The sequence below is a fragment of the Paraliomyxa miuraensis genome, assembly GCF_026337845.1.
GTDB classification, from domain to species: Bacteria; Myxococcota_A; Polyangia; order Nannocystales; family Nannocystaceae; genus Paraliomyxa; species Paraliomyxa miuraensis.
Genome location: NZ_JAOVZF010000133.1, coordinates 91908 through 104650 on the forward strand (window position 1 = coordinate 91908; position 12743 = coordinate 104650).

Genomic DNA, 12743 nt, shown 5'->3' on the forward strand with positions numbered 1-12743 from the left:
GGCAGCCCTCAGACCGCCTCGGCCGCCCGCTTCTCGTCGCGCTTTCTCAGGTTGTGGTCGAGCACCCGCTTGCGCAGCCGCAGGCTCTTGGGTGTGACCTCGCACAGCTCGTCGTCCTCGATGAACGCCAGCGCCTGCTCGAGGCTGAGGAGCTTGGGCGGGGTCAGGAACAGCTTCTCGTCGGCCCCGGCCGAGCGGACGTTGGTGAGCTTCTTGGTGATGCAGGGGTTGACGATGAGATCGGTGTCGCGGCTGTGCGCGCCGATGATCATCCCCGCGTACACCCGCAGCTGCGGCCCCACGAACAGCGTGCCGCGATCCTGCAGGCGGTGCAGCGAGTAGGTGATGGTCTCGCCGGGGTCCTGCACGATGATCACCCCGTGCCCGCGCTGGCGGATGGGCCCCAGGTAGCGCCCGTAGCCGTCGAAGATCGACGACAGCACCCCGGTGCCGCGGGTCTGGGTGAGGAACTCCGAGCGATAGCCGATGAGCGCCCGCGTGGGCACGCGGAACTCCATGCGGGTGCGGCCGGGGCCCTCCTCCTCCATCACCAGCATCTCGCCGTGCTTGCCCAGGCGCTCGATCACGGCGCCCGTGTACTCGGTGTCGCACTGCGCCACCACGCGCTCGTAGGGCTCGCTCTTGCCGGTGGCGCTCTCGCGCAGGATCACCCGCGGCCTGGACACGCACAGCTCGTAGCCCTCGCGGCGCATGGTCTCGATCAGCACCGACAGGTGCAGCTCACCGCGCCCCCGCACCTCGAACTCGTCGGGCGACTCGGTGTCCTCGACCTGCAGCGCCACGTTGGACTTGATCTCCCGCATCAGCCGCTCGCGCAGCTTTCGCGAGGTGACCCACTGCCCCTCGAGGCCGGCGAACGGCCCGTCGTTGACCCGAAACCGCATGGTCATGGTGGGCGGATCGACGGTGAGCGCGGGGAACACGGTGCGCTCGTCGGGGGACTCGGCGGTCAGCGTGTCGCCCACCTGCAGCGAGCTCATGCCCGCCACCGCCACGATGTCGCCCGCCTCGGCGCGCTCGAGTTCGAAGCGGTGCAGGCCCTGGAAGCCCAGGATCTTGCTCACGCGAAAGGTCTCCTCGCACTTGGCCGCCTCGGCCGCGGCGCCCTCGCTCGCGTCCTGGCCGCTGGTCGCGGGAGCGGGGCGCATCAGCGCCAGGCGGCGGCCCATCTCGATGCGACCGTCGCGGATCCGACCGATGGCCAGGTAGCCCAGGTAGGGATCGTGCAGCAGGGTCGAGACCCACATGGCCGGCGGACGCTCCACGTCGACCTCGGGGGCCGGCGCGTGCTCGATGACCATGTCGAGCACCGCGGTCATCGACAGCCGCTCGCCCTCGGGATCGTGCAGCGCGTAGCGCTCCACCGCGCTGGTGTAGATCACCGGGAAGTCGAGCTGCTCCTCGCTGGCATCGAGCGCGGCCAGCAGATCGAAGGTGGCGTCGACCGCCCGGTGGGGCTCGGCCGCGGCGCGATCGATCTTGTTGACCACCAAGAGCACCTTCAGCCCGCGCTTGACGGCCTTCTCGGTCACGAAGCGGGTCTGGGGCATGGGGCCCTCCACCGCGTCGACGATGAGCAGCACCGCGTCGACCATGTTGAGCACGCGCTCGACCTCGCCGCCGAAGTCCGCGTGTCCCGGGGTGTCGACCAGGTTGACGCGCACGTCGCCGTGGGCCAACGCGGTGGGCTTGCTGGTGATGGTGATGCCACGCTCGCGCTCGAGATCCCCCGAGTCCATGGCCTGGGCGACATCGCCCTCGCCGCGGGCGAACGCCCCCGAGATGGAGAGCAGCGAGTCCACGAGCGTGGTCTTGCCGTGATCGACGTGCGCGATGATCGCGACGTTGCGGACCTGGGACCGATGAGAGGCCATGTGCGGGCGGACTTTGGCCCGGAGGCGGGAGGGTGGCAAGGCGGCGATCTCACGGCGCATCCACCGTGGCCGGGGCATGGTCGGGGCACGGTCGGGCGTGCGCTCGCATGACCGACCGGGATCGGGTGGAGCGGGGCCGGTTCGTGATAGATAGCCGCGGCGGTGCAGGCCCACGAATATCTCCAACACGACGCGACCGCCCTTGCCGCCCTCGTACGAGACGGTGACGTGACGCCAGCCGAGCTCGTGGAGCGAGCCATCGCGCAGATCGAGGCCCACGACCCACGGCTCAACGCGGTCGTCCGTCGCATGTTCGAGCAGGCGCGCACCGTCGCTGCCGCAGCGCTGCCCGACGGCCCCCTGCGAGGGGTTCCGTTCCTGCTCAAGGATCTGCTCGCCGACCATGCCGGGGTTCCCACCACCTCGGGCAGCCGCTACTTCGCGGGCGACGTGCCCCAGCGCGACAGCGAGCTGGTCCGTCGCTACAAGGCCGCGGGGTTGGTGGTGGTCGGCAAGACCAACACCCCGGAGCTGGGCATCATGGGAGTGACCGAGCCCGCGCTGCACGGGCCCACGCGCAACCCCTACCACGCCGAGCACACTCCCGGTGGCAGCAGCGGAGGATCGGCCGCGGCCGTGGCCGCGCGCCTGGTGCCGGCCGCCCACGCGGGCGACGGTGGGGGATCGATCCGCATCCCCGCCTCGTCGTGCGGTCTGGTGGGGCTCAAGCCCACGCGCGGGCGCACGCCGGTGGGTCCCGATCGCGAGGAGAAGTGGTCGGGCTACGTGTGCCAGCACGCGGTCACTCGTACCGTGCGCGACACGGCGCTCTTGCTCGACGTGATCGCCGGACCGGAGCTCGGCTCGCCCTACCACGCCCCCGTGCCCGAGCGACCGTTCGTGGACGAGGTGGGGCGCGACCCCGGGAGGCTGCGGATCGCCTTCACCCTCGATCCGCTGCTGCTCGGCAGCACCGATCCCGAGTGCCGCACCGCGGTGGAGCGCACGGCCGAGCACCTGGCCAGGCTCGGGCACGACGTGGAGCCGGCCCGCCCCGACTTCGACCGCGAGGCCACGGCCGATGCCTACCTGAGCACGGTGGCCGCCAACGTCTACGGCGACCTCGCCCACGCCGAGCGCACCACGGGGCGCAGGGTTCGGCCCCGAGACGTGGAGCTGGCCACGTGGGTGCTGCGGGAGATCGGCCGCACCCTGAGCGCCGGGCGGCTGATGGAGCTGCACAACATCCAGGGCAAGACGCGCTGGTCCGTGGCCCGGTTCTTCCAGCGCTACGATCTGCTGCTCACGTCGACCACCGCCAAGCCACCCGCGGAGATCGGAGCGCTGATGCCCACGCCGGTCGAGCGCGTGGGCCTGGAAGTGCTCCGGCGGCTGCCGCTGCCCATGCTGCTGCGGCAGGCGCTGGTGGCCGCGCGCAGGCAATTCGCGGCCTACCCCAACACGCAGCTGTTCAACATCACCGGCCAGCCGGCGATCTCGCTGCCCGTGCACCGCACCGCCACGGGGCTGCCGGTGGGCGTGCAGCTCGCGGCGCGCTTCGGCGAGGAGGGCACGCTGCTGCGGGTGGCCGCGCAGCTCGAGGCAGAGCTGCGCTGGGAACGGGTGCAGCCGGACTGGCTCGAGTAGCGCCATCGGTCGAACGATCGTCGCCACCACGCACCCCACCGCCAAGGACCTGGTGGTGCTGCCGCCGCGGTGGAAGACCGATCTGCTGCGCACCAACCTGGCCGGCCGCGGCGCCGTGCCCGGGAGCCGCCCGCACTGCGAGTTGCTCTCGGTGGTGGTGGGCCCGGCCTCGCTGATGACGGAGCGCCCCAACGTCGTCCGCGCGCTTCGAGGTCTCGATCGCGCGGCCGAGGGCCTGGGCACGATCTACGTTGGCGAGCTCGATGGCGCCAAGGTGCTGGTCGTGCACGTGGTGGCGACCTCGCCCGCGCACGCCGAGCAGGCGCGCAAGGCGGTCGAGCGGACCGTCAGCCAGCCGGTCACGCTCGATTGCCGGGTTCCGTGGGTGGAGACGATGGTGGTGCCGTGAGCACGCACGAGCCGTGTAATGCAGCCAGGGCGGCTGCGTCGGCTTGACATGAGCACCTGCACGATGCCCGAGCACGGGCGCCCGGATGCGCCCTCGGCCTGCTGTCACCCCCGCATGGGGGCACCTGCCACCGAGGCCCTGCTACGCTCCGCGATGGTCGTGGCATCGAGCACCTCCCCATCCGTCCCGCGCGAGGTCGTCGACCGCTTGGTCGGCAACCATCGCGCGTTCCTGTCGTTCGTGGAGCGTCGCGTCGGAGACCGAGCCCTCGCCGAGGACATCGTACAAGATGCCTTCGTGCGCGGGCTCGATCGCCTCGACCAAGTGCGCGACGAAGAGTCCGTGATCGCGTGGTTCTACCGCTCGCTCCGCAATGCGGTGATCGACCACCATCGCCGGAGCCACGGCGCGGGGCGGGGGATCGACGCCTTTGCCCGCGAGCTCGAGGCCAGCGCGGCGCCGGGCCCGGAAGTGCTCGACGTGGCGTGCCGCTGCGTGCTCGCTCTGGCGACCGACCTCGACCCCGCCTACGCCGACGCGATCCTCCGCATCGACGTGGAAGGCCAGGCGGTCAAGGACTACGCGGCCGCGATCGGCATCACCGCCAACAACGCCGGCGTTCGGGTGTTCCGCGCCCGGCAGGCCCTGCGCAAGCAGGTCGCCCGCTCGTGCGGCACCTGTGCCGAGCATGGCTGCCTCGACTGCACCTGCGGCGGCCCCAAGCCGTCGTGCGGCGGCCACGACTGAGCCTCGAGCGCTCCTCGTCGCCGTTCGAGACATGGCGCGCCCGCGGGTCGCGATCGAGCTCGGCCGAGCGTCCACCCGAACCCGGGTCACGCCGCCCGTGCCGCGGCCTCGAGCCCCGCGGTGCGCCCTGCCGCGGGCAAGCCCAGCCCTGCGCGCACCTCCTCGAGCCCCTCCCCGAACCGATCCTCCAGCCGCTGCGCCATGAGCATCGGCAGCCGCTTGCCCGCGGCATACCCCGCTCGAAACCCCCGCACCATCGCCCCGAACCGATGCGGAGCCAGCAGCGGCATCACCACGATCGCCAGCGGCAGGTACAGCCAGAACACCCACGAGATCCGCTGCGCCAGGGTGAACGCATACACCTTGGCCTCGCCTGCGAGATCCGAGCCTGCGTTCAGCAGCACGTGGAACATGTCGTGGACCACGGCGTAGCGTGCCCAGTGGAGGTTGCGCTGCATGACCTGCGACGAGGTCAGCTCGGTGACCACGAACGGATGCAGGCCGTTGTCGTCGAGGAAGCGCGCGTAGGCGCGACCGAAGCTGCGCTCGGGCAGCGAGCGCAGCGCGGGCAGGTCGATCGCGGGCACCACCGGCTCGACCCGACGCAGCGCCGCCGCCAGCTCGGGGCGCATGCGCCCGAGGAACGCATCGGCCTTGTGGATCGCGATGTCGCCCGACCGCCGCGTGCCGTGGGCGGCGATGATGCGGATCATGGTGAGGACGCTGCCGAACCGGCTCGGGGAGGGGGTCGGAGAGAGGGTCATGGTGGCTCCTTCGATGGGTGCAGCGTGGATCTCCAGGGGTGGAGCGCCATCGTCCGAAGGGTGTATTTCGATCCTGCGCGATAAGCGCAGGTCACGCGAGCAGCCCCAGCGTACGCGCCCGGTGCACCGCCTCGGTGCGGTTGCGAGCTCCGAGCTTGCCCAGGATGTTGTGCACGTGGGTCTTGACCGTCACCGGCGAGATGAACAGCCGTCGCGCCACCACCTGATTGGACAGGCCCTGTGCGACCAGCCGTAGCACCTCGAGCTCGCGCGTGCTGATCGGCTCGGGCTCGGGCTTGGCCGCGTCGTGGGCCTGGGCCCGAGCTCCCATCGAGGGAGCGACGAGTGCGGGCTCGCCGGACTCGATCACCTGGCGGGCGGCGGCGACCAACGGGGGGATCCCCGCGCCGCGGGCGACGGTCTCGGCCTCGGCGGCGGCATCGGCCGCACCCTCGGCGTCACCTCGGCGGCGACGGATGATCGCCAGCCCCAGCAGCCCGCGTGCGATCGCGGCCGGATCGTCGCCCAGGCGCAGCGCACCGAGACCTGCGATCGTGCGGTGCTCCGCCTCGTCGAGCTGGCCGGCGTCGAACTCGAGCATGGCCTGCTCGAGCTCGAGCTCCGCCACGACCGGCAACGCCGTCCACCCGTGCTCGTCGATCGCCGCACGCCCCTCGTCGATCACGCGTCGCGCCTCTTCGCCGCGACCCAGTCGCCGCAGCACGCGGGCGCGATGGGCCATGGCCGTGAGCCCCGAAGGCAGCGCGGGCGTGGCCACCAGGGCCAGGCGAGCCGCGCGCTCGTAGCGGGCGAGCGCACGCGAGGGATCGCCCGCCTGCTCGGCACCGAGGCCGGCTCCGACCGCGAGCGCCACCACCAATCCCGTGGGCAGCCCGCGATCGTCCTCGAGGTGAGCCTCGAGTCGGGCTGGCGTCCCTCCGAGCCGCAGCGACACGAACCCCTCGAGGGCATCGAGCGAGCCCTGCAGCGCGGGCTCCGACGATCCGACCACCCCCCGCGCATGCGCGAGCGCCTCGCGAGCCCGCTCGGGTGCATGCCGCAGCGCCGCCCAGGCCCAGAGCGTGGCCAACAGCGACGAGCCCTGGCGCACCGGCTCGTCGATCGCACGGAGCAAGCGCTGGAGCAGCCCCATGCGGCGCTCTCGAAGCAGCGAGAACCCGTGCACCGTGGCGAGCTCGACCCGCAGCGCCCCACCATCCGACCGCAGCGCATGCTCGATCGCCTCGTCGAGTCGACCTCGCGCGGCGAGATGACGTGCCAGCGCCTCGTGCTGTCGTGCCCGGTGCTCGGGCGACAGCCGTCGCCGCAGGGCCGCTCGCACGAGCGGCTGCACCTGCCAGCCCTCCCCCTGCCCCATTGCCGCCACCAGGCCCTTGTCGACCAGCGCCCAGAGCATGGGCTCGACGTCCTCGCTCGCGGTCAGGGCCGCGCACGCCGGCGCGGTGAGCCGCTCGAGCACGGCACAGTCGAGCAGCACGCCCAGGTGCTCGGGCGTCATGGCATCGAGCACTTCCTCGGCCACGAAGTCGAGCGCGCGCCGCGAGGACGACTCGCCTCGCGAGGCCCAGGCGAGCGCCAGCAGCGAGAGCGCCGCCGGCCAGCCCTCGGCGCGGGCGTGGAGCTCCGCCCGCTGCTCGGGCGTCGCCGCGGGGCCCAGCCGCGCGCGCAGCCATGCATCGGACTCCTCGGGCCGAAGCCACAGCGTGGACGACGGCAGCCGCCCCACCGCTCCCGCGGCCTCGAGCCGGGCCAGGGGCAGCGGCGGCAGCTCTCGACCCACGAGCGCCACCGACAGCCGCGCGGGTCGATCGTGCAGCAGCGCCGCGAGAGCCTCACACCCCGCCCCGGGTGGCAGCGCATGGACGTCGTCGAGCACCAGCGTCACCGGTGGGCCCGGGTCGGAGAGCGGCAGCACCACGTGCTCGATCCACCATGCGTGCGCGTCGACGGACTCGTGCGACGGTGGGAGCCGCGGAGGCGGCGGCACCACGGCCCGCCTGACCAGCGCGCCCAGGATCCCGCGCACCAGCGTGGCGGGATCCGCATCGCTGGCATCGAGCGTGAGCCAACCGAACGACCGCGAGCCGGCCGCGAGCCACTGGGCGACCGCGATCGACTTGCCCGCTCCTGCGGGGCCGGTCACCACCAGCACTCCGGACTCGCCGAGCTCGTCGAGCGCCTCCATCACCCGCGGTCGCAGCAGCGGCCGTCCATCTCGATCGGACGATGGCTCGGGAGGCGCGAGCTCGTCCGGGCCGAGCCCTTGCTCCACGCACCACGTGGACAGCGCATCGTCCATTGCGGCCACGAGTCTACGAGGCTCCGCCGTCGTCGCGGTAGTCTCGCCCGCGATGCCCATGACGCGAGGTGGTGGGTCGCCACTTGGCGACCAGCGCCCTCGCGACCTCGAGCGCGTGGAGATCGAGGCCAGCGGCGTGGGCGTGCAGCGGTCGCAGCTCGGGGTCGGCGAGCAGCGCGGCTCGGATCGTCTCGGGAGGCTGGCCTTCGAGCAGGCGCTGCAGCAGCTGCGTCTGCCAGTGGTGCAGCACGCGCTCATCCGCGTCGTCGGCTGCGGCCTGCGCCGCGTGGGCCTCGTGCGCCTGCGGTGTCGGTACGGAGGCGCCGTGCCCTTCCACCGCGGCCCGTAGCCGCATGAAGTCCTCGCGCAGGCGCTCGCCGGCCGCAGGGCCCTCGAGGGTGAAGCCGATCCGCTCGAGCACCACCAGCTCGAGCCTCGGGCAGTGCGGGAGCGCCTGGTGCAGCAGCTCGTGCACCGCGGCGGGCACGTCGTGATCGTGGGTGTCGCGGCGGAAGCGACGGGCTCGACCGCCCACGCTCGGCTCGGACCACGAGCCGCCGGACACATGGATGCAGCGCACCCGCGAGAGCGGCTGGGCCAAGAGCAGCGCGCGCGCATCGATCCCGAAGTTGATCGCCTGGCAGTGGAGGTTGTGCAGGTCGAGCACCAGGTAGCCGTCCACCGCGTCGAGCACTTCAGCGAGCAAGGGACCCTGGGCGTGCACGTCGGCCTCGGCGAGCGCGAGCGCCAGGTTCTCGAGGCCCACCGGGGTGCGGGTGGCCTCGGCCAGGCGGCGCAGGGCCGCGACTGCGGTGGCGGCAGCGGCAGGGCCCGGCGGCAACGGCAGGGGGGCACCGCCATCGAGCGAGCCGGCGACCATGAATCCGTGGTGCTCGGACACGCCGACGTACGCTCGTCGTCGGCACTCCTCGGCCACGCGGGCCAGCCATCGATCGTGGTGGGGCGCATGCACCGAGAACGGCGACATCGTCACGCCGTGACCCCACAGGCGGCCGGCCTCGGCATAGTGGTCGAGCAGCGCCTCCGCCCAATCCGGCAGCAAGTCCGGCCCCGGGTGTCGGCCCCAGCCGATCTCGAAGCTGTACTCGAGTGCATCCACCACGCCCGCCTCGAACAGCGGCAGCACGGCGCGTCGGAACGGCTCCTCGATCATCAGCGACAGGCCAACGTGGATCATGGGCGGGAGACTGGAGCATAGGCTCCCGCCCTCGATTTCGCTGGCCGTGCGCTACGCTCAGCCGCGGCCGCAGGCGGGGCAGTCCCACTTGCCACGGGGCGGGTCCACGGCGACGAGCTGGGGATCGCAGGGCTCGTCGACCGGACGCGCGACCTTGGACTTGCGCGGGCGCGGCTTGGTGGTCTTGGTGCTCTTGGTGGTCAGCGGCGCGAGGGCGAGCGTGCCGGTGCCGTCGTCGTAGGGGATGAACGGGCGGGAGCCCTCGGGCTCGGTGGTCGAGCGGACGGACGGCGGAGTGGAGGGTCGGTCGAGGTCCCCGAGGTCATTGATGGGCGGCGGCGCGGTCGGGGTCGCGCGGGTCACCGCCTGCTCGACCGCGGTCGCCAGCGGGCTGCGTCCCAGCAGCATTGGCTCGGGGGAGTCGGGGGTGGAGGTCGGCTGGGCCTGCGGCGCGGGGTCGGCCGCGGTCTGCTCCGCCACCGCCTCCTCCTCGCCCAGCGCCCGTGCCTTGGCCTCGTCGACCAGGTCACAACCACCCAACATCACCGCACCCACGCCCACGCCCACTCGCATGCACCCCAGGAGCTTCGCCGGCAATCGCATGGGGGTCACCAAACGGGCGGCGCTCGGGGTCGATCTACGCCAAGGCAGAATCGTCGGGAGGCGGGGGGTCCGGGGCCACCGAGAGCATGGGGATGCCGTTGGCGTCCAGGGGAGCCGGGGTCGCGCGGAGCACGGCGGAGGCGGGGAGATCGCCGTAGAGGTGCGGGAAGCGGTCGCCACCGCGCGAGACCTCCCAGCGCAGGGCACCCGGGGGCAGGCGATCGGGATCGACCTCGAGCAGGACGAGATCGGGCTGGTGGCGGAAGTGCCTGGCCGCGGTCTGTTGCACCTGGTGGGCGGCGGAGAGGTGGATGAAGCCATCGGCCGCGTCGACGGGCGAGAGCGGGAGACGGCCGGTCTGCTGGCAGGTGCGCCAGTGGGAGGCGGGGCAGATCTTGTAGATGGGCGCGGTGGGCATTGATTGAGGAGTGATGTTCAGGGGTGGCAGTAGCCCTCGATGTAGCGAGGGACGAAGGCCGCGAGCGTCGGGACCTTGTCGTCTTCGGGCGTGGCATGGCTGCCACGCCGCCCGGGACGGAGCGCCGCGGCAGCCTCGGCGCCGCGTGAGCACGGCCCGTTGGTCGGCAATGGTGCCCTCCGACGGACGGCGCTTGCTCGTCAACCTCTCGCGCTGCGATCGAAAGGAGCTACTTCCAGGAAAACCGGAAAACCGAGCCCACCGCGCCGAGCCTCCGAGCTTCGGAGGGGGACTCATGCGCTCAGCAGCCCGGCGTGATGGGCGGGCCGACTTCTCACCGCAAGCGCTTGTTTTAGGACTAGAGGACGATGGATCTTGTCGGGCGCAAATGACTGACGAGCAACGCAGCCATGCATGACGGGGGCGTCACTATGCATGGCATGCGTTCTTCAGCCTATTGACATCAACTGAAGCGCTCGAAGAGTGTGGCAAGATCTGCGGGTAGAATCTCCGACAACTGTGCCCCGCTGCGATCAAAATAGCGACCGGCCATGTGCGAAGGATGCTTCTGGGCCTTGGATTCAAGGACGATCACAGCCTTGTCGTAGTAGCGAATGAGTCTCATATGATTGCGGACGTGGCTTCTTAGAGGCTCCGAAATGTCAGACTTGACAACCTGGTCTGCTAGCCACTGAAAATGTTGATCAAGGTTCCTACCACAAGCTTGCGCCTCATGTTCTATGCCCACGACATGGAACCCTCTGTAGACTGTCGACGACACGCCATACAACTGCTGAATCCGCATTGCGTCCGCGGATTTGTCGGTAACACCAATGATTACGTACCCAGTGGCTCGTGGCCCAATATTCGCGATACCAACGAGAGTCTCAAGAACCTTGCTGATGGAAGCCTGATCGATCTTCGCGTTTTTGTCAAGGCGCAAGAACCCCTGCTTAAAATCATAGCACGGCTGTTCAGTGAAAGAGTTGGTTAGCAGATTCTCGAATTGGAGAACCCAACGTGCTACGGCGGGATCGTTATTATGCGCTTCTTCAAACGATCTTTGGAGAACCCCTACCATGCTATCCACGGCGCGGCTTCTACTTTCTGCCCCCCAACGCCCTCCCTCTTGAATTTTGATGTCACCACCAGCATTGCGGAGAGCATCTGCCGCTCCATCGCGAGAGGCAATCCTCATATTTTTCTCGACGAGAAGATGATACAACGCAAGGAATACGACCTGAAAATACCTTGGGGCACGTTGCGGGGGTTGCCCAAAGAGCAATTCGCCAAAGCTGCATTGAGCATGCCCTAGTACAGAGAGCAATTCGTCAATAACCCGCTGAAAGTCAGCGGCGACAACTTCGATCGTTCGCTTCTGGACCTCAAGCTCCAAATCGGATCGGCGCTTCTCAGAGACTTCGGACCGACCGAGGCCGAAGTAGTCGTCGAGATACTCACTTCGTGACGATGGCTTTGGGCTAATTAGCACGTAGGCAAGAATATCAGCAATTAACTCTTCGTCGCGTGATTCGCGAACCTGCTCCTTTGTCAGGATACTGTGCTTGACCCAGAAGACATCATCCACAGGAATTCCGTACTTCAAATCCCGGTTGGACAGGCTGATCCGCGCCATGTCATTGAGAGCTAATTCATCCGATGTAGACGAATCTCCGCGAAGGCGACTTGCTGTGATCCGAACCGCAGCGGTGAAGGGCCCAATCGAGCCGGCCATCCTCAGTTCTTGTCGCGAAAGCTGCCGACCACCGGAGTTGATTCTCCTAAACACCTCGTCGACCTGTCCGTCTTCCGCGAATTCATAGACCGAAAGCGGCAGTGTGTACGAGGCTATCGTAACGCAGAGTGAGCGATCCAGGACAGGCTCCCGCTGAGCGAGTACGCCTTCGTCCAAGAGAGCCTTGGTCGAGGCCATCGTATTCAGGTCAAAGAAAAAGGCATTGTCATCAACATGCAGAGCGTAGACGTTTTCGATGAATGAAGTGATGGCGTCAAGTCGCTGCATCCCATCAATGATCTCGTGATAGCTCCGGCCCCCCCGCGACGCCTCCGCCAGGAGAATAATCGGCACCGGAAAGCCGTGGGCGATGGAATCGATGAATCTCTGTTTCTCCTCGACGGTCCAGACCAGTTTGCGCTGATATCGTCGATTGACGAGATATCGCCTGTCTCTGTAGCTGCGATAGACCTGCTCGATCGACTCTCCCTTGACAGTAAGGTCTTGCTTGCGTTTTCCGGCCATGGCGTTTGGCGCCCCTTGCGCCACAGGAATCTACACTGGGGACCAAGGGATGTCCAGGGCTGGCGTCGAGGGCCGTCATGCTCTCCTATCCACAGTCAGCGACCAGCCGATCGACCAGCTGCCAGTCCGCGAGGCTATGTTCCTGGCCATATGTACCGTATGGCCCTATGAGCCCCATCTGACGGATGTCCGGTGGAACGGGTAACCCGGGTGGATGAGGGCAAATCCGACGCGACGCTTCCTGTCAACTTTTCTCGCCCATGTTCCGCGCTGAGGTGTCCTCCTATCACACCAGCCCCCCACGGTTCACGGAGCGCGGAATGACGCGTATAGTTCGTGAATGGGCGGAGAAGACACCGACTTCACGCATGACGACGACATTCTTAAAATCCGCTCCCCTAGGCCTGAACCAAGCGCTCGAAAAGCACAATAGGCGGGATTTCACCTGAAGGGCCGGTTGTTGAGGGGTTTGCGTCAGGCAA

10 protein-coding genes are annotated in these 12743 nt (G+C 68.9%); 3 read left to right on the forward strand and 7 right to left on the reverse strand.

Annotated features, from left to right (window positions below; genetic code table 11):
* Positions 1–8 precede the first annotated feature (8 nt).
* On the reverse strand, positions 9–1895 hold the full coding sequence (gene typA / locus OEB96_RS04760; RefSeq protein ID WP_266214240.1) for a translational GTPase TypA: 1887 nt from the start codon (positions 1893–1895) through the stop codon (positions 9–11).
* A gap of 162 nt (positions 1896–2057) precedes the next feature.
* Here typA and OEB96_RS04765 point away from each other — a divergent pair, with 162 nt between their 5' ends.
* From OEB96_RS04765 to OEB96_RS04775, 3 genes are read left to right on the forward strand one after another with little or no spacing between them, the layout of a single operon-like run.
* Positions 2058–3542 (forward strand): amidase, encoded by a 1485-nt coding sequence (locus tag OEB96_RS04765; RefSeq protein ID WP_266214241.1) that lies wholly within the window; start codon positions 2058–2060, stop codon positions 3540–3542.
* Between the two features lie 55 nt (positions 3543–3597).
* The gene (locus tag OEB96_RS04770; RefSeq protein WP_266214242.1) at positions 3598–3951 is read left to right on the forward strand and encodes a hypothetical protein; all 354 of its coding nucleotides are present in this window, start codon (positions 3598–3600) and stop codon (positions 3949–3951) included.
* A gap of 48 nt (positions 3952–3999) precedes the next feature.
* Positions 4000–4698, forward strand: a complete 699-nt coding sequence (locus OEB96_RS04775; RefSeq protein WP_266214243.1) for an RNA polymerase sigma factor — start codon at positions 4000–4002, stop codon at positions 4696–4698.
* 86 nt (positions 4699–4784) lie between these two features.
* On the opposite strand, the gene OEB96_RS04780 is transcribed toward OEB96_RS04775, so the two are convergent.
* The 6 genes from OEB96_RS04780 to OEB96_RS04805 all read right to left on the reverse strand — a co-directional run bounded on the left by OEB96_RS04780 (position 4785) and on the right by OEB96_RS04805 (position 12261).
* A complete protein-coding gene (locus OEB96_RS04780) occupies positions 4785–5462 on the reverse strand; it encodes a Coq4 family protein (protein WP_266214244.1) in 678 nt (225 codons plus the stop codon).
* 91 nt (positions 5463–5553) lie between these two features.
* The gene (locus OEB96_RS04785; RefSeq protein ID WP_266214249.1) at positions 5554–7782 is read right to left on the reverse strand and encodes a LuxR C-terminal-related transcriptional regulator; all 2229 of its coding nucleotides are present in this window, start codon (positions 7780–7782) and stop codon (positions 5554–5556) included.
* Between the two features lie 13 nt (positions 7783–7795).
* Positions 7796–8980, reverse strand: coding sequence for a multinuclear nonheme iron-dependent oxidase (locus tag OEB96_RS04790; protein ID WP_266214245.1), 1185 nt, complete (start codon positions 8978–8980; stop codon positions 7796–7798).
* Positions 8981–9037: 57 nt separating this feature from the next.
* Positions 9038–9583, reverse strand: coding sequence for a hypothetical protein (locus OEB96_RS04795; protein WP_266214246.1), 546 nt, complete (start codon positions 9581–9583; stop codon positions 9038–9040).
* A gap of 34 nt (positions 9584–9617) precedes the next feature.
* Positions 9618–10001 carry a DUF952 domain-containing protein gene (locus OEB96_RS04800; RefSeq protein ID WP_266214247.1) on the reverse strand — a complete coding sequence of 128 codons (384 nt, stop codon included), beginning with the start codon at positions 9999–10001 and terminating at the stop codon, positions 9618–9620.
* Positions 10002–10464: 463 nt separating this feature from the next.
* Complete coding sequence (locus OEB96_RS04805; RefSeq protein ID WP_266214248.1) at positions 10465–12261, reverse strand: GmrSD restriction endonuclease domain-containing protein; 1797 nt, start codon at positions 12259–12261, stop codon at positions 10465–10467.
* Positions 12262–12743 lie beyond the last annotated feature (482 nt).

Coding starts and splice junctions, on each gene's coding strand:
- typA (WP_266214240.1), bottom strand. CDS start 1,895: ATGGCCTCTCATCGGTCCCAGGTCCGCAACGTCGCGATCATCGCGCAC.
- OEB96_RS04775 (WP_266214243.1), top strand. CDS start 4,000: ATGAGCACCTGCACGATGCCCGAGCACGGGCGCCCGGATGCGCCCTCG.
- OEB96_RS04780 (WP_266214244.1), bottom strand. CDS start 5,462: ATGACCCTCTCTCCGACCCCCTCCCCGAGCCGGTTCGGCAGCGTCCTC.
- OEB96_RS04785 (WP_266214249.1), bottom strand. CDS start 7,782: ATGGACGATGCGCTGTCCACGTGGTGCGTGGAGCAAGGGCTCGGCCCG.
- OEB96_RS04790 (WP_266214245.1), bottom strand. CDS start 8,980: ATGATCCACGTTGGCCTGTCGCTGATGATCGAGGAGCCGTTCCGACGC.
- OEB96_RS04795 (WP_266214246.1), bottom strand. CDS start 9,583: ATGCGATTGCCGGCGAAGCTCCTGGGGTGCATGCGAGTGGGCGTGGGC.
- OEB96_RS04800 (WP_266214247.1), bottom strand. CDS start 10,001: ATGCCCACCGCGCCCATCTACAAGATCTGCCCCGCCTCCCACTGGCGC.
- OEB96_RS04805 (WP_266214248.1), bottom strand. CDS start 12,261: ATGGCCGGAAAACGCAAGCAAGACCTTACTGTCAAGGGAGAGTCGATC.